At 33.2% G+C, this 21,674-nt stretch carries 23 protein-coding genes; 21 read left to right on the top strand and 2 right to left on the bottom strand.

Annotation, left to right across the window (positions count from 1 at the left end; all coding sequences use genetic code 11):
- Nucleotides 1-44: 44 nt before the first annotated feature.
- The 20 genes from BT156_RS05095 (at nt 45) to BT156_RS05195 (ending at nt 19,578) form a co-directional block, all read left to right on the top strand.
- Nucleotides 45-542 (top strand): RNA polymerase sigma factor, encoded by a 498-nt coding sequence (locus BT156_RS05095; RefSeq protein WP_072407842.1) that lies wholly within the window; start codon nt 45-47, stop codon nt 540-542.
- Between the two features lies 1 nt (nt 543).
- Nucleotides 544-1,146: a hypothetical protein gene (locus BT156_RS05100; RefSeq protein WP_072407844.1), complete on the top strand. Its 603-nt coding sequence runs from the start codon at nt 544-546 to the stop codon at nt 1,144-1,146.
- 106 nt (nt 1,147-1,252) lie between these two features.
- The gene (locus BT156_RS05105; RefSeq protein ID WP_072407846.1) at nt 1,253-2,233 is read left to right on the top strand and encodes a pyruvate dehydrogenase complex E1 component subunit beta; all 981 of its coding nucleotides are present in this window, start codon (nt 1,253-1,255) and stop codon (nt 2,231-2,233) included.
- Between the two features lie 116 nt (nt 2,234-2,349).
- Complete coding sequence (locus tag BT156_RS05110) at nt 2,350-4,344, top strand: KUP/HAK/KT family potassium transporter (protein WP_072407848.1); 1,995 nt, start codon at nt 2,350-2,352, stop codon at nt 4,342-4,344.
- A 68-nt stretch (nt 4,345-4,412) separates the two neighbouring features.
- Nucleotides 4,413-4,886, top strand: coding sequence for a Fur family transcriptional regulator (locus tag BT156_RS05115; RefSeq protein ID WP_047399628.1), 474 nt, complete (start codon nt 4,413-4,415; stop codon nt 4,884-4,886).
- Between the two features lie 3 nt (nt 4,887-4,889).
- A complete protein-coding gene (locus tag BT156_RS05120) occupies nt 4,890-6,638 on the top strand; it encodes an OstA-like protein (RefSeq protein WP_072407850.1) in 1,749 nt (582 codons plus the stop codon).
- A gap of 350 nt (nt 6,639-6,988) precedes the next feature.
- Nucleotides 6,989-7,891: a hypothetical protein gene (locus tag BT156_RS05125; protein WP_139255411.1), complete on the top strand. Its 903-nt coding sequence runs from the start codon at nt 6,989-6,991 to the stop codon at nt 7,889-7,891.
- Between the two features lie 4 nt (nt 7,892-7,895).
- Entirely contained in the window at nt 7,896-8,723 is an 828-nt protein-coding gene (locus BT156_RS05130) for a hypothetical protein (protein ID WP_072407854.1), read from the top strand.
- A 2-nt stretch (nt 8,724-8,725) separates the two neighbouring features.
- The gene (locus tag BT156_RS05135; RefSeq protein ID WP_072407856.1) at nt 8,726-9,502 is read left to right on the top strand and encodes a hypothetical protein; all 777 of its coding nucleotides are present in this window, start codon (nt 8,726-8,728) and stop codon (nt 9,500-9,502) included.
- A gap of 709 nt (nt 9,503-10,211) precedes the next feature.
- Entirely contained in the window at nt 10,212-10,376 is a 165-nt protein-coding gene (locus tag BT156_RS22020) for a hypothetical protein (protein WP_170857270.1), read from the top strand.
- 11 nt (nt 10,377-10,387) lie between these two features.
- Entirely contained in the window at nt 10,388-10,609 is a 222-nt protein-coding gene (locus tag BT156_RS21860) for a hypothetical protein (protein ID WP_139255412.1), read from the top strand.
- A 46-nt stretch (nt 10,610-10,655) separates the two neighbouring features.
- A complete protein-coding gene (locus BT156_RS05150; RefSeq protein WP_072407862.1) occupies nt 10,656-11,300 on the top strand; it encodes a hypothetical protein in 645 nt (214 codons plus the stop codon).
- A complete protein-coding gene (locus tag BT156_RS05155) occupies nt 11,300-11,821 on the top strand; it encodes a peroxiredoxin family protein (protein WP_072407864.1) in 522 nt (173 codons plus the stop codon). The genes BT156_RS05150 and BT156_RS05155 overlap by 1 nt, the downstream gene beginning before the upstream one ends.
- Nucleotides 11,808-13,904: a peptidase domain-containing ABC transporter gene (locus tag BT156_RS05160; protein ID WP_072407865.1), complete on the top strand. Its 2,097-nt coding sequence runs from the start codon at nt 11,808-11,810 to the stop codon at nt 13,902-13,904. Before BT156_RS05155 ends, BT156_RS05160 begins: the two co-directional genes overlap by 14 nt.
- Nucleotides 13,905-13,974: 70 nt before the next feature.
- A complete protein-coding gene (locus BT156_RS05165) occupies nt 13,975-14,691 on the top strand; it encodes a hypothetical protein (RefSeq protein WP_072407867.1) in 717 nt (238 codons plus the stop codon).
- A gap of 430 nt (nt 14,692-15,121) precedes the next feature.
- Entirely contained in the window at nt 15,122-16,303 is a 1,182-nt protein-coding gene (locus BT156_RS05175; protein ID WP_394332854.1) for an aspartate aminotransferase family protein, read from the top strand.
- A gap of 70 nt (nt 16,304-16,373) precedes the next feature.
- Complete coding sequence (locus BT156_RS05180) at nt 16,374-17,441, top strand: hypothetical protein (RefSeq protein WP_139255413.1); 1,068 nt, start codon at nt 16,374-16,376, stop codon at nt 17,439-17,441.
- A gap of 60 nt (nt 17,442-17,501) precedes the next feature.
- On the top strand, nt 17,502-18,068 hold the full coding sequence (locus tag BT156_RS05185; protein ID WP_072407873.1) for a hypothetical protein: 567 nt from the start codon (nt 17,502-17,504) through the stop codon (nt 18,066-18,068).
- 236 nt (nt 18,069-18,304) lie between these two features.
- On the top strand, nt 18,305-18,691 hold the full coding sequence (locus BT156_RS05190) for an START-like domain-containing protein (protein ID WP_066755352.1): 387 nt from the start codon (nt 18,305-18,307) through the stop codon (nt 18,689-18,691).
- Nucleotides 18,692-18,825: 134 nt separating this feature from the next.
- Nucleotides 18,826-19,578: an aminotransferase class IV gene (locus BT156_RS05195; protein WP_139255427.1), complete on the top strand. Its 753-nt coding sequence runs from the start codon at nt 18,826-18,828 to the stop codon at nt 19,576-19,578.
- A 330-nt stretch (nt 19,579-19,908) separates the two neighbouring features.
- Here the strand turns inward: BT156_RS05195 and BT156_RS05200 are convergent, their stop codons facing one another.
- Entirely contained in the window at nt 19,909-20,457 is a 549-nt protein-coding gene (locus BT156_RS05200) for a YqgE/AlgH family protein (protein ID WP_072407878.1), read from the bottom strand.
- Nucleotides 20,458-20,481: 24 nt separating this feature from the next.
- Between BT156_RS05200 and pdxH the strand changes: the two genes are divergently transcribed.
- Nucleotides 20,482-21,123 (top strand): pyridoxamine 5'-phosphate oxidase, encoded by a 642-nt coding sequence (gene pdxH, locus BT156_RS05205; protein WP_072407880.1) that lies wholly within the window; start codon nt 20,482-20,484, stop codon nt 21,121-21,123.
- A 138-nt stretch (nt 21,124-21,261) separates the two neighbouring features.
- Here the strand turns inward: pdxH and BT156_RS05210 are convergent, their stop codons facing one another.
- Complete coding sequence (locus BT156_RS05210) at nt 21,262-21,576, bottom strand: HU family DNA-binding protein (RefSeq protein ID WP_072407882.1); 315 nt, start codon at nt 21,574-21,576, stop codon at nt 21,262-21,264.
- Between the last annotated feature and the right edge of the window lie 98 nt (nt 21,577-21,674).

The following is a 21,674-nucleotide window of genomic DNA, read 5'->3' on the forward strand; positions in this document are numbered from 1 at the left end:
TGAAAAAATCTGTAACGAAAAAATAAACTGCACACTTATAGTATATGAGCACAAATTTGGAAAGAACATTTATACAGTTTTTGAAAGAAAATCAAAGGATTGTACATAAAATATGCAGGATATATACAAATAATGAGCAAGATCATGAAGATCTTTTTCAGGAAATCACGATTCAGCTTTGGAAATCTTTTCCGGGTTTTAAAGGTGATGCCAAATTTTCTACATGGATGTATCGCGTAGCATTGAATACGGCAATTACATTATTTAAAAAGCCTAAGAAAAGAGACCTGCAACATGCTGAAGTAGATATTTCATCATTAAAAATAGAATATGAAATCTATGAAGATGACGAACACAAGTTGAAAAAGATGTACAAAGCGATTTATGAGCTTTCTGATATTGAAAAAGCTTTGATTATGATGTATCTGGAAGACAAATCTTACAGGGAAATTAGCGAGATTCTCGGAATTACAGAAGGAAATGCCAGAGTGAAAATGAATAGAGCTAAAAATAATTTAAAATTAAAAATAAACACACAATAAGATGGAAGAATTAGAACTTTTAAAAAAAGACTGGAATAAAGATTCCACTGAATTTAAAAACTATTCAGAAAAAGAAATTTATACCATGATAAAGCAAAAATCTGTTTCAGTCACCAGAATTTTATGTTTGATAGGCTTAATAGAAATTGTCCTCTGGGCAGTTTATGGATACATTGATGGACAACTTCCTGCCTTCAGAATGGCATTATTTGCCGTGTTTTTTGCATTGATTATTTATTTTTATTTTAAAATGAAAACGCAGGAAAGCTCAATATTCTTAATGAAAAGTATTTTAAATATCAGAAAAGTAGTTTTTGGATATGCCGGAATTTCTTTCCTTTTGATTATTTTAATGAATATTATTGATTTTAAACATAATACTAAAGATTTCATGGCTGGACTTAATGATGGATATAATCATAATAGCCCTCATACTACGAATTCTGAACAGATGACTCCTGGACTTGGAAATTACATAGTTTTTGGAGTGGTTTTAATTATTGCGATATATTTATTGTATATAATTTATAAAAAGACCTACGGCAAAATACTTTTTAACCTTAAAAAAAATTATAAAGAATTAAGTAAAATAGAAGAAAACTAGGTTGAAATAAAATTAATAAAGCGATATTTCGTTCAATGCTATGTCGTTTTTGTTATGTTAATAATAAAAAAACACTATTTTTGTAGTCTAAATTTTTCAAATAAATATGGCAGAATATACTTTTCGTGAGGTAATTGCGCAAGCAATGAGCGAGGAAATGCGTAAAGACGAATCCATCTTTTTAATGGGGGAGGAAGTTGCAGAATATAATGGTGCGTATAAGGCTTCAAAAGGAATGTTGGATGAATTTGGTCCTAAGAGAGTAATCGATACACCAATCGCTGAGCTTGGTTTTACAGGGATTGCTGTAGGTGCTGCAATGAACGGGAACAGACCAATTGTTGAGTATATGACGTTCAATTTCTCATTGGTAGGTATTGATCAGATTATCAATAATGCGGCTAAGATCCGTCAGATGAGTGGTGGCCAGTGGAACTGTCCGATCGTTTTCAGAGGCCCTACGGCTTCGGCAGGTCAGTTGGGTGCAACTCACTCTCAGGCTTTCGAAAACTGGTTCGCAAACGTACCTGGTCTTAAAGTAGTAGTTCCTTCAAACCCTTACGATGCGAAAGGATTGTTGAAAACAGCTATTCAGGATAATGATCCTGTGATCTTCATGGAATCTGAGCAGATGTATGGTGATAAAATGGAAATTCCAGAAGAAGAGTACTATTTACCAATCGGAAAAGCAGATATCAAGAGAGAAGGTACAGATGTTACTTTAGTTTCTTTCGGGAAAATTATGAAGCTGGCTATTCAGGCTGCTGAAGATATGGCTAAAGAAGGAATCTCTGTTGAGGTTATTGACCTTAGAACAGTTCGTCCTTTAGATTTTGATACTGTTTTAGAATCTGTAAAGAAAACAAATAGATTAGTTATTTTAGAAGAAGCCTGGCCATTTGCGTCTATTTCTTCTGAGATTACCTATATGGTACAGCAGAAAGCATTTGATTATTTGGATGCTCCAATCAAGAGAATTACTACTCCTGATGCGCCTGCTCCATACTCAGCTGCATTATTTGCAGAATGGTTCCCTAAGCTTGAAAAAGTGAAAGAGGAGATCAAAAATGCGATGTACGTTAAATAGATATAATAGAAAAAAGCTTCCGAAAGGGAGCTTTTTCATTTATTCTATGCATGAAGAAATGTGCTCAAGATCATAAATTTAGTATAAATTTGCGCACTTAAAATATATAAGTTGATATGGCAGAAGTTACAGAAGGTGGTCATCATTTTGACATTAAAAAACTTTCTTTTTTTGGAGTTCTAGTTTCTTTAGGAATTGTTTTCGGAGATATTGGAACATCACCGCTTTACGTAATGAAAGCAATTGTGAATGCAAGAGGTGCAGGTAGCACTATGCCTTTCAATGAATACATAGAAGGAGCGCTTTCTTGTATCATCTGGACCCTTACTCTTCAGACGACCGTAAAGTATGTTGTCATTGCCTTGAGGGCAGATAATAAAGGTGAAGGAGGGATTTTAGCATTGTTTTCATTAGTTAAAAACCTTAAAAAAGGCTGGCTGTATCTCGTAGCAATTGTTGGGGCTGCCGCATTGGTTGCTGATGGAGTGATAACACCGTCACTTACCGTAATGTCGGCTATTGAAGGTCTTGAAATTTATAATCCTCATACACCCGTTGTTACGATTACCATTGGTATTCTTATTTTAATCTTCGTAGTACAGCAATTTGGAACAAGCTTTATCGGGAAGTTTTTTGGCCCCGTAATGGTTGTTTGGTTCCTGGTATTGGGAGGTTTAGGAGTAATGCATTTAACTGAAAATTTTGAGATTTTAAGATCATTCAATCCATATTATGCTTATAAGCTTATTGCCAATTCTCCGAGCGCAATTGTTATTCTTGGAGCTGTTTTCCTTTGTACAACAGGGGCGGAAGCACTTTATTCTGATTTAGGACATTGTGGTGCTAAAAATATCAGAGTAAGCTGGGCTTTTGTTAAAATCATGCTTATTTTAAACTACCTTGGGCAAGGCGCTTGGTTGTTAACTAATTATGGAAAACCAGGTTTCTCAGTAATCAATCCATTTTTTGGAATTATGGAGGAATGGATGATCGTTCCGGGAGTAATTTTAGCAACGGCTGCAGCAATTATTGCAAGTCAGGCATTAATTACGGGTTCTTTTACGATCTTTTCTGAAGCGATGTCTCTTAATTTATGGCCTAATCAAAAAATTGATTATCCGTCCGGAGTTAAAGGACAAATGTATATTCCAAGAATCAATTGGGGACTTCTTATTTTGTGTGTCATTGTGGTTCTTCACTTTAGAGAATCGGGCAAAATGGAAGCGGCTTATGGTCTTTCCATTACGGTAACGATGCTAATGACAACCATATTATTAATTTTCTGGTTGCTGAAACATAGAATAAATAAATTGTTAATTCTATTTTTCGCTTTAGTCTATTTATCTATCGAATTAGGATTCTTTAGTGCCAACATCATCAAATTCTTCGAAGGAGGTTGGATTACCGTTATCTTAGCCGGATTCATCGGAATTTGTATGTATGCTTGGTATAACGGAAGATTAATTAAGACTAAATTCATCAATTTCGTAAAAATAGATAGCTACGTTTCAATTATTAAGGATATGAAATTGGATGAAACGATCCCTAAATATGCTACCAACCTTGCTTATCTAAGCCGAGCAAAAAGAAATGATGAGGTGGAATCAAAAATCATCTATTCTATCATCAAAAAGCAACCGAAAAGAGCCGATCATTATTTTATTTTAAGTATTGTAAATCAGGAAGATCCATTTACATTTAAATATACGGTTGATGAAATTTTACCAGGAACGGTTTATAAAATCAACTTCCTTTTAGGATTTAAGGTGGATAGAAGGATTAATGATTATTTCAGTATGGTTTTAAAAGATCTGATGGCAGACGGAACGATTCCTTCAAAAAGCAGCCATCCTTCTCTGAGGGCTCATAATATTCCGCCGGACCTGAAATATGTAGTAATAGACAACACCTATATCAACGATATACTTTTAACGGTTAAGCAGAAAATTACGCTTAATATTTACAACTTTGTGAAATATATTGGGAGTGATGATTTCAAATCCTGGGGTGTTACCTCTCACAACGTGGTTGTAGAGTCTGCTCCGATTACGGAATTAACAGTTTATGACAATAAAATTGAGCAGGCTGAATTTTTAAGACATAACAGTTAAGATCCTTTAACAGAATAGTCTGATATTTATTTAAATAAAAATCGATAAATTTGTAGATAATTTTTTTAATGGATACTTTACAGAAAGAAAAAAATATTGCTTTAATAAAAGATGTTTTAAGAAACTACTTATTAGAAAAGGGTTTCAGAAATACACCTGAACGATATACAATATTAGAAGAGATTTATAATATGGATCATCACTTCAATGTGGATGATCTGTATCTTCTCATGATGCAGAAGAAATATCATGTTTCTAAAGCCACAATTTACAATACAATTGAGATTTTCCTTGATGCAGGATTGATCCGTAAACACCAGTTTGGAGAAAAAACATTGACGTCTTCGTCTTATGAAAAGTCTTATTTTGACAAGCAGCATGACCATTTGGTGATCTACAAAAAAGACTCAGACAAGGAAATTGAAGAGATCATAGAGTTTTGTGATCCAAGGATTCAAGGTATCAAAGAAGCAATTGAAGGAGCATTTGGCGTAAAAATTGATTCTCATTCGCTATATTTTTATGGCACCAAGAATGATTAATCAATGAGACTGATTTTTTTCCTGTTAGTTTTTATTTCAACGATTACTTTTGCGCAAGACAAACAAAAACCTGCGCAAAGAGATCCGTATTTACAAAATCCGATTAAAAATCCGCAACAGATTCAGCAGGCAAAGCCTCAAGATAAGGTAAAAATCATCAATGCTGATGAAATTATCAAAGATACTGAAAAGTATGAGGGTAACCGTTACATGAAGGGTAATGTAAAATTAGAGCATCAGGGTTCTATTCTTACTGCTGATGAAGTGATTTTATATGAAGAAGAAAATTTTGTAAAAGCTATAGGTAACGCAAGACTTCAAAATCCGGACGGTTCTGTAATTACTGCAGGCGAAATGGAGTATGATGGAAACACTCAAAAAGGGGTTGCCAGAAAAAATGTAGTTCTTACGGATCCGAAACAGACAATTAAAACTGAAACTCTATATTATGATAAGCTTGCCAATCAGGCTTATTTTAATACGGGAGGTACAATTTCTGATGCTCAGAATACAATGTACACAAAGTCAGCAACCTATTTTCTGGATACAAAACTGATAGATTTTGTTGGTAATGTAAAAATTGACAGTCCCGACTACATTATAGATGGTGACAATATCAAGCAAAATCAGAATACTAAAGTTGCCGAATTCTTTGGGCCTACAACTATCACCAACCGTAAGAATCCTAAAAACCGTGTGTATACCGAAAGAGGGACTTACAGAATGAACACAAAAGAAGCTTTTCTCAATAAAAATTCTAAGATTTTTTATAACGATAAGATTCTGACTGGTGACGATATGTACTTCAATCAGCTGACAGGTTTTGGAAAAGCAACCGGAAATGTAACCTTAGACGATCCCAAAGAAAGGAGATGGATAAAAGGCGGTTACGGAGAAATTTTTGAAAAGAAAGATTCTGCGATGATGACTAAAAACCCTTACGCAGTAAAAGCTTTTGAGAAAGATTCGATGTATTTTGCAGCAGAAAAGATCATTTCTTTCCAAAGACCGGATTCTGCGGATATTAAAAAGAAAAAAAGTTTCTTGCGAGCTTTCAGAAAAGGAAGGTTTTATAAATCTAATGCACAGGGGAGGGCAGATTCTCTTGCTTTCAATGAAACTGACGGAATTATGCACATGTATACCAAGCCAATTCTGTGGAGCGGAATAAAACAGGTAACCGGAGATAAAATTGAGGCCTATTTCAATACTGAAAATGAAAATATAGATTCTTTAAAAGTTATCGGAAATGCATTTGCAATCAGCAAGGTTGATTCATTGAATTTTAAAGATGAATTTAACCAGGTTAAAGGTAGATTCATGACGGTTCATTATCAGAATAATGATATCAAAGAAGCTACGGTAATAGGGAATGCACAGGCCATAAGTTATGCAGATGATGTAGATCAGACCACTAAAAAACCTGAAAGAATAGGTATTTCTCTTACTTCTTGCGGAATTATTGACGCGATATTTGAAGAGAAAGTGATGCAGATTGTTTCCTGTAATATTGGAGCCACTTCCGATACCTATCCAATGAGTAAAATTGAGCCGTCTAAACGGAAATTCCCGGATTTTAACTGGAATACAAAAGACCGTATTAATAAATGGCAGGACATATTGGTAGACACACCAAATAACGAGGAAACGAAGTACGAGACCGAAAGTTCTCTTTATGATAAAGCTCAGGAAGCAATAGATAAAGAAAAGGCAAAAGAAGAAGCAAAAAAGCCTAAACGAATCCGAAAATAAATAATAAAGTACAGACAGAGTTTTATAATTGATATAAACTCTTTGTTAAAATTAAATAAGTCACCATTTTCATATAGTAAATGGTGACTTATTTTTGTATTAGACTGTTAAAATTGCTGCTAAATCTTCTTATTTTCAATTTTTATTTTCTTATTTTTTCTAAACATTATTCTATAAATGGTGAATGTAAAATATTTACTGTTATTGGCTTTTCATTGATAATTTAATATTTCACTTTATAATGAGGTAAATTGTTTTCATTATTTAACATGATATGTTGAATTATTTTCATTGTAATTGATATTATTTCATATATTTATTACGTCAATATGACATTTTATAAAAAACTAATGAAAACTAAAATTATTCTTTTTATTTTTTTGATTTATAGTCTTAAAAATAACGCGCAAGTTGGGATTTCTAAAGATCCTTCTTTTAATCCCGATTCCAGAGTACAATTGCATGTAAAGCAGGATAATTATGCTGCTCGTTTACCCCGAACTAATTTAACATCATTGCTTCCCGTTTCCGCAGCAGGTACAACGGGAAACGGAACACAGGCATCTGTAATTTTCAATAGAGAAACGGGAAGTATTGTTCAAAATGATGGTACAACCTGGAAGATCTCAGACCAAATTGTTTCAACAATGAAGAATAACAGAATGGCTCGTTTTATCAGGACAGGAACTGTAACTTCAACTTGCGGAACTTGTGGATTTGCGTGTGGCCTTACTGTTAGGACCTGTACCTCGCAAAATGTTAATTTTACGAATGCCAGTCCAAGTTTCGATGATATTCCTTCCGATGTTTCATTGGCTTCTGCAACTAGCAATGTTATTAATATTAATACAAAAGGGCTCTATAAAATTTCCTTTAAAAGTGGTGCTATTGATATAAGTACACCCCTTTGTATAGGTGTTGTTATTAATCTGCAATCGAAGTTGAATTTAGAACTTAGTACATCATCAGATGCCACTTGGAGACCCATTAATAATACAGCAAGCAGTTCGACGGCTGGAGCATTGGCGGTAAGTACTTTGGCTCCGGGGTCAATTGATGTGGGACAGTCTTTGGCATTCACGTATGTTGGTGTTTTTAATGCCGGAGATAAACTAAGATTAACACTTGCTGGGACTCAAAATATTGGAACAGGTGTTTGTACAGGTCTTTTAGGCGGAGACAATATGTTTTTCGCCATGAGTAAAACCGGAAATGCTGTATCAGAGATTATTGTTGAAAAAATAAATATGTAGTAAGATGAAAAGAATTTTAATAATGCTCGTAATGTTTTTTCAATATTCCGCTTATGGCCAGGTGGTCATAGGAAGTGATGTAAGTAGTGTGAAAAACATATTGAAAATTCAGGATGGAACTCGGGGAGTGATACTTCCTTATGCAAATACTTATACTTCTTTTCCGAAATATAATGCTGCAGCAACAGATATATTTGATGATTATCCTAATCTTGTAGGAGGACTTATCTATAACAAAAGTGATGATCAGTATTATAAATATGACGGATTTTCATGGAATCCTTCCAGACAGATACAAGGTATTTTTCAGCCTAAAATTTCGAGATTAGGAATATCGGCAGGAATAACGATTCCTTGTATTTCTTTCGGAATTGGATTTTGTTTTGCGGGTGGTACACCGGGATATCTTGCTGCAGATAATAAGAGTCAGGTTCTTGTAGATAATTTAACATTAAAAAACGCAAGTACAGTAACCATAAAAGTAGCAGGAATCTATGATATAGGTGTGGCGCTTGGTTTTACAGGAGGAAGTTTAGGCTTTCAGGCAGGAATTACAGAGTTTAAATTAACATTACAGGTAAAATATACCTCTGCTTCAGACTGGGAAACGGTTGTGTCCAAAACAAATTATTCCGTCGTTTTTGTTATAGATACACAGGGGAATAAAACTTCAAGTTTTGCGCAGACAATTTCTTTGCCCGTGGGCGCAGAGCTGAGGGTAGTTCCCGAGATAAGCTCTAATGCAATTTCGGGTGGTGCTTTGGCTGCCTACGGAACAGACACGAATTCTATTAACTCATACATTGCTGCCCGTTTAATCAAATCTTATTAGTCATGAAAAAATATATATTCTGCTTGTATTTATTTGTATTAAATAGCTACAGTGCACAGGTTAATTTTACGAATATTCCCAACCCTGACTCAAACGCAAATGGTAACGATCTGGTGATGATGTATATGACAAATACGAGTGAAGCCAGCGGTATAAAAGGTTTTGGTCTTCCTGCGGTAAATGCGGATGTTGATCTTCCTTATACCGGTGTCAATGCTCCTTCAGTAAGAATAGAAGCACTTCGCGGAATGCTTTTATTTGTGAAAAGTACGGGACAGGCGATGGTTTTTGACGGCTTGGTTTGGAGCAAAGCTTTTGAAGTGGAATCCGATAATATCTCAAGATTTCAGATCAATGCGGTTTCTACAACTTCGGGATCTGTTTTATTGCCCATTAATTCTTTAATCGATAAACCCAATTTCTTGGCAGATCCATTAAGGCTTAAGACAAATGTTTCAACAGCTGCTCCCAATATTAATAGGTTATATGTGAGACAGACAGGTTTGTATAGGATTAATTTGAACTTAAATTTTACAGGTCCGGCAGGGTCATTCAGTAATAGGCTCGGAGCAGGACTATACATAAACGACGCCCAAAGATTCCAATTGCTGGAGAATACTGTAAATTATGATGGAACAAACAGGAAAATTAACTTAGATTTCTCCGTATATGCCGTTCAGGGACAGTATATTACTTTAGAAGCGATCTCTGAAATTGGAGGAACTACAAGTTATAATGTTACCAGCAACAGCTTTGTAACGGTAGAAAAAGTTTTATAAAACACAGTGAAAATTATATATTATATTTTGTGATTTGGTGAATCGCCCTTAATTTTTTATTAAGGGTGATTTTTTTATTCTATTAAAACACTGCTTCCAGATTTTTTATTCTTTCTTTTAAAACGGCAATTTCTTCCTTATATTCTGATATTCGGGTTTCATATTGTTCTATCAGTTTGTCAGAAAGATTATAATTGATAGTTTGATGTTGTACTACATTTCCAACCGTATTATTGTCATTTGCTTGAGTTTCAATAGTATTCTCATGGTTTACTTGAACAAAACTCTCATTACCTTTTAAAAACTCATTGGGACTTACCTCTAGTTCTTTGCTTATTTTTTCACTTTCACTTTTAAAAGATTAGAATTGTTAAAAAATGCTATTTTTAGTTAAAGTTGTATAACTATTATAAAGAAATTGAGATTTTTATTAAAAAAAATAAATCAGATTTTTAGAAATAAATATTAATGATAATTTATGTCTAATTTAATATCAAGAAAAAAAATAATCTATTTATTAATTTCATATATTTTTTTATTTGGTGTGTCAAAATATGATGCATTAATGCCTTAAAAACAGGGCATTGCAGTATGTGTTTTTGTTAATATATTTGTCAGGATTAAAATTTCTGCAGAAAAGTATTTAATCAAAAAATAAATTACAAACATTTTAAATTAAAAAAAGATGAAAAAATTAGACGTTTCGCAAATGGAGAATTTGCAAGGAGGTAAAAGCTTTAGACAATGTATGGAAAGTGGATTAGGTTCCATGGAAGGAATGCTTCTATTGGGTGCGGCTGGTTGTGCTGGACCTGCCGGAATTTTAGGAGCTTTTGTAGGTGCGTCGGCGGCTTGTGCGATTATTGCAAATTAAAATGAAATATAATGAGATATAAAAATCAATTAATAGTTTTTGGAGTTTTTTTAATAGTGGGGTTTTGTCTTTTTTTCTTTAAAGGAGAGAGTAAAACAGTTAGTCCATTTTTTTTGGTTTTAGCTTTTTTAATTGCTCCAATATTAGGATTTTTATTTCCAAGATTAAAAGAATTGGGTATTGGAACATCTAGTTTCTTACCTAATATTTTAAAATATTTCAAAGAAAAATAATTCTAAATCTTATTTTTATACCTTTCTCATATGAAAGGTATTTTTTATGAAAAATTTTATATTTTTTGTAAGCATAATAATAGGCTATCTCTTGCTTACATATCTAGATAAAACATACATTTCTACCGATTCAAAAATCATAGATTTTCTTACGAAAGATTATCCAAGTACAGTAGTGCAAAACTATATGGAAAGCCAAAAAAAATGGTGGTGGGTAAGCTATGTGGCAACACTTTTACTCATCGGAATCAAAGTATTATTGGTTGCCTTTTGTCTCAATTTTTTAAAACTGTTCGATCTTCCCCATATTGATAAGATAAAATTCGGCGATTTCGTATTTTTGGTCCTTATTGCAGAGTCTATTTTTATCGTTGCGGGCTTTTACAAGTTTATCAACTTTCATTGGATCAATACAGATTATACACTTGAAGATATACAAACGTATTATCCCATGTCATTAATCAATATAAAAGAGCATATGTCTACAGAAAAATGGCTGGCTTATCCGCTGCAGCTTGTCAATCTCTTTGAGGTATTTTACTGGGTCTTTTTGGCTTGGGGTGTAAGAGAACTTTTGGAAGAAAAAATAAGTTATGTAAAATCTTTTGGTTTGGTAGCGCTTACTTATGGTATTGGTTTGCTTTTTTGGGTAGGTGTTGTTTGTTTCTTTATACTTAATGCACAATATTGATGAAAAATAAAAACCTAAAAATACTGGCTATTGTTATTCCTGTTTTGTTAATAGGTTTAATGGGGTATCTATTCTATAATTTTCAGCATAAAAAAGCTAGAGTAAAAGCTTTACAAAATATCCCGACTTTTTCCGTAAAAGATATTCATGGTAATACAATTACCAACCAAAATTTGCCTGAAGGAAATAAGATATTAGTCTATTTCAGCCCAGATTGCGAGTTTTGTCAGGCAGAAATGGAAGCTCTTTCTAAAATAAATAGTAATCATAAAAATATCCACTGGATTATGTTTAGCAGTAGTTCTATGAAGGAGATAGCAGATTTTGCCCGAAAATACAAACTGGAAAATACCGAAAACATAAGTTGGTGCCAAGATCCAATGGCAAAAGTCTACACAAAGTTCGCTATGAAAGGGATGCCTTATTTTTTAGGCTATAATTCTGAAAATAAATTAATTCACAGAAGTACAGGAGCCATAAAAATTGAAAAAATTTTAGCTGATTTTAATGAAAAAGAATAAGTTAATTCAAAAGACGTTCTCCCTTCAAAAAGACCAAACCGATTGTGGAGTAGGATGTCTTCAATCTTTGGTAAGGTATTATGGCGGAGATATTACTTTAGAAAGTTTACGGGAAAAAAGTGGGACTTTCAAAACAGGGACTACCTTACTAGGTCTTTATCAGTCTGCTAATGAAATAGGTTTTGATGCGGAGGGATGTGAAGCAGACATACAGGCTTTAATAGAACATGGGGAACCTGTAATATTGCATGTTATTTTAGAGAATAAATACGAGCACTATGTCATATGTTATTTTTATAATGATTTTAAATTTGTTATTGGAGACCCTGCAAAAGGGATAGAATATTGGACAAAAGAAGAATTAGAGAAAGTATGGGTGTCAAAATCATGCCTTACTCTAGCTCCAAACCAAAGTTTCAAAAAAATACAGCATACTAATAAAGAAAAAAAACAATGGTTCAGGAATCTTATCAAAGAAGATCAGGAATCTGTTTATACTATAATTTTTCTAGGGGTAATTTTTACACTTTTAGGGATGTCAATGTCAGTTTTTTTACAGAAATTAATAGATGACATACTTCCCAAAAGAAAATTGGGAATATTATTTTTAAGTATTGGCTTTCTGGGGTTTCTTTTGCTTGCGAGGGTAATGATTCAGGGCTTACGAGAAATATATATTATTAAACAGAGTAAAACTTTCAATGAAAGAATTAATGAAAAGTTCTACTCTTCTTTACTTCGACTTCCGAAGATGTTTTTTGATACCCGAAAAACTGGAGATTTTGTTGCAAGGCTTAATGATACTCAACGTATCCAAAACGTAATAAAGCTTCTTATAACAAATACTATAGTAGATGTTTTAGGAGCTCTCATTGCTATAAGCTTTCTTTTCTATTATTCTTGGAAATTAGCTCTTCTGTGTCTTATCATTTCACCGATTATTTTCTATATTATTTTTAGATTTAATAATAGAGTTATTGCTTCACAAAAAAATGTTATGCAATCCTACAGCTTTAATGAATCAAACTATATAGATAGCATTCAAGGTATTGATGTTATAAAAGGATTTTCAAAACAGAATATATTTTCAAAAAAAAATGAATATGCATTTGGAAACTTTCAATCAAAAATAGCGGAGCTTGGTAAACTAAATTTAAAAATCACATTATATTCGGGAGGACTTCTTGTGATTTTTCTTATAAGTATTCTTAGTTTTTCCTCTTATAATGTTTTAAGTAACGAAATTAAGATAGGGGAGCTTATGGCAATACTAGGTATTTCAAGTTCTTTGCTATCATCAATTACAAATTTAGCTTTGGCATTTATACCTATTCAGGAAGCAAAGGTTGCTTTTGATAGAATGTTTGAGTATTCTTCATTAGAAAAAGAACCCATTACAGGAATTGATATTCTTTCTTTGGATAGTATTCATATAAATGCGATTGATTTTCGATTTAAGGGAAGAAGTAAACTTTTTAATCACATGACATTTTCATTAAAAAAAGGTAAAGTAACTTGTTTGATAGGGGAAAGTGGAAGCGGAAAAACGACCCTTTCTGAAATATTGCAAAAAAACTACATTCCGGAAAATGGAGAAATTAAAATTAATGAAGATGTAAACTTAAATGAAGTTTCTTTTCAAAGTTGGCGAAAATGTATAGGTATCGTTCCTCAAAATATTCAGATTTTTAATGGTAGTATACTTGATAATATTATATTGGATGAACAAGTTAATGAATTGCAGTTAAAGAATATCGTTGCATTAGGTTTTGATAAATTTATTAATGCATTACCTCATGGGCTCATGACATTAGTTGGGGAAGAAGGAATTAATTTGTCAGGAGGACAAAAGCAACTATTAGGATGGATGAGAATTTTGTATCATGATCCTCAGTTTTTGATTCTCGATGAGCCAACATCTTCTTTAGATAAAATGAATAGAGACTTTATTTATGATTTAATAAAAAAATTAAAACCCTATAAAATTGTTTTAATTATTAGTCATTATTTAGAAAATCTTACTGAGATTTCAGATGAAATTCTAAGACTAGAAGACATGAAGTTGTCCAAGTTTACTAATTAAATTATTTCAATTATATTGATACATTAGTTTTTAATTATATTTGTTTCAATAACCTATAAACCTTTACATTATGGCAAGTACAAGCGAAACGGGGCATAATAAAAACATTGCAAACTTCAATACTGTTTATCAGATCTTAGAAGAAATGGGAGCTTTATATAGTCCTACAAATTCAAAAATTAAACTCTCAAACCTAGACCCTATTCGTAATTCGTTACAAACAGTGATAACAGAGTTAAATGCAAAACAACCCGTCTACAAAAATGCTGTTGCTGCCAGAGAAACGGCAATCGAGCCCTTGGGTAAGCTAATGACAAAAGCACTTAACTATGCCAAATCATTAGATATTTCCGTTACAGACAAAGAAAATATTGCTGCACAGGCGAAAAAAATTCGCGGTGACCAAAAAGCTAAAAAAGTAAGTGCTGTTACTACAACGGTAGAAAGTATTTCAACTTCACAAATGAGTTATGACAACCGCATTGCTAATTTACGTGCCTTTACTGACCAGCTAGAGTCATACGCCAAATATTCTCCCAATGAAGCTGAAATTCAGATCACACACTTGAAAGCCTTTCATTCTAATTTAACCAACCTAAGCAATACCGTAAATGTAGCAGGAAATGCATTGATTACAGCTCGTAAAAATAGAGATGAGATTTTATATAAAAATTCAATTAATGTGATACAGCTTGTAAAAGATATTAAAGCTTATTTAAAATCATTAGGCGAAACAGGAAAACCATATTACAACGCAGTCGTAAAACTGAAATTTACAGAATCATAATAAAAATAATGACTACACAGATGCTTCGACTTCGCTCAGCATGACATCGCTAAAAACATACGTTATAATAAAACGGATAATATTAGAAATGTCAAGCTGAGAATAATGTTGCTAAAAATAGGACATTTAGTATTAGCGATGTCATGCTGAGCGAAGTCGAAGCATCTAATCCTATTATTGTATTCTGAAACTCTAATAACGCATCCTTAATTCCTAATAACGCATCCTGAAAGTCTAATAATGTATCTGAAACTTCTATTATTGAATCCGAAAAGCCTAATAACACATCCCAAGTTCCTATTATCGTATCCTGAAATCCTAATAACACATCCGCAAACTCTAATAATGAATAAGAAGAACCTATTATTCTATCAGGATAATTTCGGTGTTTAACGAATGTTCTTTAGCTTTGCTGAAATTTTTCACTACAATGGAAATACAAAAAGATTTTTTTACATATCAGGCGCAGACGACAAAATTTGCTGCAGGTTTTGAAGTTGAGAAGGCGGAAGGCAGCTACATTTTTGGAAAGGACGGAAAAAAATACCTTGATTTCGTGGCAGGAGTTTCTGCCAACACTTTAGGACATTCTCATCCTAAAATTGTCAATGCAATCAAAGAACAGGCGGATAAATATCTTCATGTAATGGTTTATGGTGAATATGCTCAGGAAAAACCTGTTGCGTTATGTAAATTATTAGCCGAAGCTACTCCGGATCCTTTAGAAATTACTTATTTGGTTAACAGTGGAGCCGAAGCCATCGACGGAAGCTTAAAACTGGCCAAAAGATATACAGGAAGAGAGGAGATTGTTTCCTTTAAAGATTCTTACCACGGAAATACGCACGGAGCTTTAAGTGTTTCAGGAAATGAAACTCACAAAAGAGAATTTCGTCCGTTATTGCCTATGATTTCTTTTATTGAATTTAATAATGAAAATGATTTCGGTAAAATCACAGAAAAGACCGCTTGTGTAATGCTGGAAACAATTCAGGGAGCAGCTGGTTTTTTAGTTCCAAAAGAGGATTATTTAATTAAACTGAAAAAAAGATGTGAAGAAGTCGGAGCTCTTTTAATTTTAGATGAAATTCAGCCCGGATTTGGAAGAACCGGAAAATTATTCTCCTTTGAACATTTTGGCATCGTTCCGGATATTCTGGTGATGGGAAAAGGAATGGGAGGCGGAGTTCCCGTTGGCGCTTTCATGAGTTCCAGAGAAATTATGGAATCACTGTCACACTCTCCTAAATTGGGCCATATCACAACTTTTGGGGGAAATCCGCTGATTGCAGCTGCAAGTCATGCAACTTTAAAAGAAGTTTTAGAGAGTGGTTTAATGAATGAAGTGGAAGAAAAAGAAAAATTATTCCGGGAACTTTTAGTGCATCCGAAAATTAAAAATATTAACGGGAAAGGACTGATGCTAGCCGTAAATCTGAGCTCACCAGAATATACTTTGGACGTTGCAAAAAGATGCATGAGTAAAGGGTTAATTGTTTTCTGGCAATTATACAGAAATGAATATTTAAGAATCTCCCCGCCATTGACGCTTTCTCTTGAAGAGATAAAGGAAGGGTGCCAGATTATTCTTGATGTTTTAAATGATTTATAGTTTTTTGAATGTTAAAGTTTTGAATAAACCGAAAAAAAGATATATTTTCGCGCCACAAAAAATAATAACTATGAAAAAAATTATTCTATTCGTTGGGATGGGCGTCGCAACTATCTTTGGAATTCAGGCATGTAGTACTTCGGTTGAGGATACAGCTCACACAACTTCCGTAGCAGAAGACAAAGCAAATATCAAAAAGACAATCAATGGTTTTTACGATAAGCTTAATGTAATTGATGATGGAGATTTCTCAAAATATGTGTTGTACACAATGTTCAATAATACGGCTCAGGAGTATGATGACAGTTACCTGAACAACGTTGTAGAAAAGTGGGAAACTCAATTCGGAGATGCTTTAATTGATAATAAATTACAGTTTGCTAACAAGTTAGGGACTTACACTTATAACCCAGTAAGCGGTACATGGACTAAAGTTGCCAATGCTAACGCAGTAGTGTTGAAGTTTCCGTCAGTGCAAAATCAAATTGCTGTTGATAGTGAATTAACGCTTACTTCTTACACAGATATCCAGACAAGTTATAACTCTGAGACAATCTGGTTGCCAAAAACATTTGATATTACTTTAAAAAGAAGCGGAAATACTGTATTCAGCATGAATTTATCAAATGTAACGTTTGATAACAGTACAAACTTCAGTATGCCGATCAGTGCAAATGTTCAGATCTATTCTGCACCATTAACGCAAAACATCGTTTGGCAGAGAGTAACGAGCAAAGATTTCAAATTTACTTATAATGCTAGTACACCTCAGGGAGCGAACAGTGAAATTATTGCTCAGGTAACGTTAAAGCATTCTGATTATGCTAACATTTCTTCTAAAGATGATTTTAAAACAATCTCAGCTCAAATAACTGAAGGCAATCTTAAAATCGCTGCTACGATGAATGTAGAAGCTCTTGCTCCTATTACAGATCCTACAGATGCTCAGGTTAATAATAATTCGAAAGCAGAATTATTCTATAACGGTCAAAAAATAGGTGACATCATTTATAAAACAGTAAACGGAAAAGGAGAGTTCTTTGTTGTTTACTTTGATGGAACTATGGAAAACACAGACGTTTATGTAGGTGATTTCGAGCAGAAAATCAAAGATATTTTTGCCAACTATTTAGATTAAAATATTAACAAAAAACACACGCATCTCAAAGGTTTATCAATCTTTGAGATGTTTTTTATTATGAAACGTATTATTACATTATTTTTTGTTCTTTTCATTTTTTCTTTTTCATTTGCACAGGCAGAAAAAGACAGTTTATTTCCTATTCCCAGCCATCAGGTCGGTATCGGTCTCAATAAATTTATTAAGTCTGTTTTCGCTTCCGATGACAATGCTATGATCATTAATTATAGATACACAGGAAAAAAGAAATGGTCTTACAGAACAGGTTTTGATTTTAAAAAAGACGACAGCGAGGGTGGTTTTACGCAATTTGCTTTCAAATTAGGGGTAGACAGAAATCTAAAGAGATACAGAAATTGGAATTTTTATTACGGAGCAGATCTTTTTACAAGATATTCTAATTATAAAAATATTAATAAACCTCAGTATGATAATGGTATTGGAGCCTTTTTTGGCGTTCAGTATTTTATTTCTCCACATTTTTCTATTTCTACGGAGCCTATGTTCTATTACAAGTACATTTATATTGTAGACCGTTCTACTTTTCAGAAAGATAATAAAACGGGATGGAGCGAAACCGGATTAGGAAAAATAGGATTTATAGAACTTAACTTTAATTTCTAAAATCATACAATACAGATAAATTATTTTCGGAGTGTAACGAGAATCAATATAAAAAACTCTTCAGATGTGAAGAGTTTTTGTGTTTTAAAGGCTCAAAGTATCACTTTAAAAACTATGTTAAACATCTATTTAATTTCTGTGATAAATATCATGAAGATTATACAAAAAAGTAAATACATTTTTGTGTAATAAAAAAATTAATTTATATATTGCGGGACGATTAAAACAAAGATTATATGGCTAAACATAAAGTCCATTACGAATTTCCAATGCACTGTCTTTCAGAGATTTTATATGAATATCTGGCGACTGCAGAGGGGTTGTCTGAATGGTTTGCGGATGATGTAGTAGAGAAAGGTGACGATTTCTTTTTCAGTTGGGGTGGGGGTCCTGAAGAAAAGGCCACTTTGATCAGATACAAGCCTGAAGGCTTCGTTCGTTTCAGATGGGAAGAAGATGAAGGAACTAAGCATTTCTTTGAAATGACCATTACCATTGATGATATTACCGAAGATTTGGCCTTAAATATTACAGATTTCTGTGAAGAAGGTGACGAAGAGGAAAATGCAATGTATTGGGAAAATCTTATTGAAAACCTTAGAATTAAATTGGGTGCAGCTTAATTTAAGTTGCATTAAATGATAAAACTGATGAACGATTTATCGTTCATTATTTTTTTATAAATAAATCAGATCAGACATTGGAAAATCAATATTTTACATCAGACGAATTAAATGTAAAGAATAGAGCGTTTCTTATGGGCGACGCCGTAAAAGTTTCTTTTTTTGTGAGAGAGGGAAAACTCATCATGGATGAAGAATGTTATTTTTATTTGATGGCTTCCATGAGAAAGATGAGGATGAATATTCCGTTGACGTATACGTTGGAATTTTTTCAGTCGCTTTTTCAGAAAGATATTATTGAAGGAAAAGAAATCCTTAACGGAATTATTAATTTCCAGGTTTTCAGAAATTCAGACGGAGTCACATTATCCAAATCATCAGTTTCTTATTTCTATGAAGTTGATGAAATGGATGATATTCTTTCGGTTTATCAAAGACCTTTGGAATTGGATATCATCAAAGAGATCAATGTTAATAATAATTTACTGAGCAATATCAGAGTTCACAGCCCGGAAAATATCTATGGTGGAATTTATGCTCAGGAAAACGATCTGGATGATGTGATTCTGCTTAATCCTAACAAAAGAATTGCACGTTCAACATCAGGAAATTTATTATTCTTGGAAGGAAATGTGATTAAAGTTCCGAAACAGTCTGAAGGGGCTTACATTTCTCCTTTATTGGAAAATTTTGTTACTTTTTTACATAAAAATAACCTTGCCGATACGCAGGAACACGAGATAATTGCATTTGAATCTCAGAAGGCCGAAGAAATTTTAATGATTTCTGACGAGAAAGGCATATTTTCTGTAGGTAAAATAAGAAATAAGACTTTTGAAAATTCTCGCTTTTTAGAATTAGTGGAAAGCTGGAAGAAAAGTTTTTAAATTGACAAACCCGGTAAACAACAAAAGTTCCAAAGTCCTTTACCGGGTTTTATTCTGAATAGATCAGAATTTGTATTGTTTAATAATTCGACGGAATGTATCCATCAATTATCAGCAATTTTTTTTTGCTTATTTAAATCTTCGTCTTGTTTTAATAGGAATCAGAGCTACATTTACTCTTGGAAAGAAAAATAAAATAAGGTTTGTAAGTACTTTCATTTTCTTGTTTTTGGTTTATCAAATAACGGGAATATTTTCCTAAAAATTGGTTAATAGAATCTTAAAGTTTGTTAATGTTTTAAATCTCGTTTATTAGAATAATATTATGGTTTAATTCAACGAAATATCTTCAGGAGAATTTGCCCAGAGAAGATACTCGCCGCCCAGGTTTTGCATGATGGATTTCCAAAGCGTTTGATCATTAGGTAGAGTATAATCTAAATTATACACATCAACCACCGTCCACATTTTCTTTTGAACCTCTTTATCCAGCTGGCTGGCAGACCAACCAGAATATCCTGAAAAGATCTTTACATCATCAATATTCAGTTCACCGCTAAGTACAGAGCTGATAATATTCTCAATATCTTCAGTTAAATAAAACTCATCAGAGATATCAGAATACATTTCAGTAACCTTTTTGCCTTTTACAATAAAGAAAACTTTGTCATTTTCCACGGGACCGCCATCGTAGACCTCAATTTTGAAGTCAAAAAAGTTTTTGAACTTACTACTCATCTGGCCATTTTTCTTGTTTAATATCAAACCAAATGCACCGCTTTCGTTATGTTCAATAACAAGCACTACAGATCTGGAAAAAATATCGCCGGAAATGTCTGGTGTGGAAATTAATATTTTACCTTTGTATGAGTAATTCATACTCAAATTTAATAAAAAATATTTATGGAAAACCTGCACGACCAAAGAAAAGTGTACGAGAAATCCCAACTTATTGAAAGTGAGATAAAACAAAATCCGATAGAGCAATTCAGAGACTGGTTTTTGGAAGCGAGCGAGAACCCTAATATCTCTGAAGCCAATGCAATGGCTGTTTCTACGGTAGAAGCTGATGGTTGCCCGCGTACAAGAATGGTTTTGCTTAAAGCTTACACATTTGAAGGTTTTATTTTTTATACAAACTACGACAGCCGAAAAGGAAAAGCGATAGAAAAGAATCATAAAGCCTGTCTTCATTTTTTCTGGCCAAATCTTGAAAGACAGATTATTATAAAAGCAGATCTGGAAAAGATTGCGGAGAATTTAAGTGACGGCTATTTTCATTCCAGGCCAAAAGGAAGTCAGCTTGGAGCAGCAGTTTCACCGCAAAGTCAGATTATCCCTAACAGAGAGTTTTTGGAAGAGAAATTGAAAAGCCTAGAGAAGGAGTTTGAGAACACAGAAGTTCCAAGACCTGAAAATTGGGGTGGCTACATTGCAAAGCCTTACGAAATTGAATTCTGGCAGGGAAGACCCAACAGACTTCATGACAGAATTATTTACACTTTAGATGATCTGGACTGGAAGATCTCCCGTTTAGCACCATAATTTGAATATATTAAAGATGCTTCGACTCCGCTCAGCATCTTTAAACAATAATGAAATATCTTTAAATATGTATTAAAGTATAAAGCACAAAAAAACCTCATCCAACGGTGAGGTTTGAATTTTTTATAATCTGAATGATTATTTTTTCTTCTTAGCAGCAGCAACAGGTGCATTAGCAGTAGCTACAGCAGTCGATAGATCAGCTCCAGCTTTGAATTTAGCAACTGTTTTAGCTTCGATATTGATCGGCTTTTTAGTTGCAGGGTTAATACCTTGTCTAGCCGCTCTCTCAGCTACTGAGAAAGTACCAAATCCTACTAAAGAAACTTTTCCGTCTTTTTTCTTTAAAGTAGTAGTTACATTACTGATGAATGATTCTAAAGCAGCTTTTGCTGCAACTTTAGTAATTCCTGCGTCTTTTGCGATTGCGTCGATTAATTCAGACTTGTTCATAATTTTTAATATTAAAGTTAGTTCGTAATTATAGCAAATATAATACTATTTTCTAATTGTGCAATTTTTTTATGAAAAGTTGTACAATTTTTTTGATT

Origin of the sequence: Chryseobacterium limigenitum, from assembly GCF_900114875.1 — a bacterium.
GTDB lineage: Bacteria > Bacteroidota > Bacteroidia > Flavobacteriales > Weeksellaceae > Chryseobacterium > Chryseobacterium limigenitum.

What these genes read in the sequence shown, in the direction of transcription:
- BT156_RS05095 (WP_072407842.1), top strand. Translation starts at nt 45, where the DNA reads ATGAGCACAAATTTGGAAAGAACATTTATACAGTTTTTGAAAGAAAAT.
- BT156_RS05210 (WP_072407882.1), bottom strand. Translation starts at nt 21,576, where the DNA reads ATGAACAAGTCTGAATTAATCGACGCAATCGCAAAAGACGCAGGAATT.
- BT156_RS05120 (WP_072407850.1), top strand. Translation starts at nt 4,890, where the DNA reads ATGAGACTGATTTTTTTCCTGTTAGTTTTTATTTCAACGATTACTTTT.
- BT156_RS05190 (WP_066755352.1), top strand. Translation starts at nt 18,305, where the DNA reads ATGGCTAAACATAAAGTCCATTACGAATTTCCAATGCACTGTCTTTCA.
- BT156_RS05155 (WP_072407864.1), top strand. Translation starts at nt 11,300, where the DNA reads ATGAAAAATAAAAACCTAAAAATACTGGCTATTGTTATTCCTGTTTTG.
- BT156_RS05135 (WP_072407856.1), top strand. Translation starts at nt 8,726, where the DNA reads ATGAAAAAATATATATTCTGCTTGTATTTATTTGTATTAAATAGCTAC.
- BT156_RS05150 (WP_072407862.1), top strand. Translation starts at nt 10,656, where the DNA reads ATGAAAAATTTTATATTTTTTGTAAGCATAATAATAGGCTATCTCTTG.
- BT156_RS05100 (WP_072407844.1), top strand. Translation starts at nt 544, where the DNA reads ATGGAAGAATTAGAACTTTTAAAAAAAGACTGGAATAAAGATTCCACT.
- BT156_RS05160 (WP_072407865.1), top strand. Translation starts at nt 11,808, where the DNA reads ATGAAAAAGAATAAGTTAATTCAAAAGACGTTCTCCCTTCAAAAAGAC.
- BT156_RS05110 (WP_072407848.1), top strand. Translation starts at nt 2,350, where the DNA reads ATGGCAGAAGTTACAGAAGGTGGTCATCATTTTGACATTAAAAAACTT.
- BT156_RS05105 (WP_072407846.1), top strand. Translation starts at nt 1,253, where the DNA reads ATGGCAGAATATACTTTTCGTGAGGTAATTGCGCAAGCAATGAGCGAG.
- BT156_RS05165 (WP_072407867.1), top strand. Translation starts at nt 13,975, where the DNA reads ATGGCAAGTACAAGCGAAACGGGGCATAATAAAAACATTGCAAACTTC.
- BT156_RS05130 (WP_072407854.1), top strand. Translation starts at nt 7,896, where the DNA reads ATGAAAAGAATTTTAATAATGCTCGTAATGTTTTTTCAATATTCCGCT.
- pdxH (WP_072407880.1), top strand. Translation starts at nt 20,482, where the DNA reads ATGGAAAACCTGCACGACCAAAGAAAAGTGTACGAGAAATCCCAACTT.
- BT156_RS05115 (WP_047399628.1), top strand. Translation starts at nt 4,413, where the DNA reads ATGGATACTTTACAGAAAGAAAAAAATATTGCTTTAATAAAAGATGTT.
- BT156_RS05185 (WP_072407873.1), top strand. Translation starts at nt 17,502, where the DNA reads ATGAAACGTATTATTACATTATTTTTTGTTCTTTTCATTTTTTCTTTT.
- BT156_RS05195 (WP_139255427.1), top strand. Translation starts at nt 18,826, where the DNA reads ATGGGCGACGCCGTAAAAGTTTCTTTTTTTGTGAGAGAGGGAAAACTC.
- BT156_RS05125 (WP_139255411.1), top strand. Translation starts at nt 6,989, where the DNA reads ATGAAAACTAAAATTATTCTTTTTATTTTTTTGATTTATAGTCTTAAA.
- BT156_RS22020 (WP_170857270.1), top strand. Translation starts at nt 10,212, where the DNA reads ATGGAGAATTTGCAAGGAGGTAAAAGCTTTAGACAATGTATGGAAAGT.
- BT156_RS05200 (WP_072407878.1), bottom strand. Translation starts at nt 20,457, where the DNA reads ATGAATTACTCATACAAAGGTAAAATATTAATTTCCACACCAGACATT.
- BT156_RS05180 (WP_139255413.1), top strand. Translation starts at nt 16,374, where the DNA reads ATGAAAAAAATTATTCTATTCGTTGGGATGGGCGTCGCAACTATCTTT.
- BT156_RS05175 (WP_394332854.1), top strand. Translation starts at nt 15,122, where the DNA reads ATGGAAATACAAAAAGATTTTTTTACATATCAGGCGCAGACGACAAAA.
- BT156_RS21860 (WP_139255412.1), top strand. Translation starts at nt 10,388, where the DNA reads ATGAGATATAAAAATCAATTAATAGTTTTTGGAGTTTTTTTAATAGTG.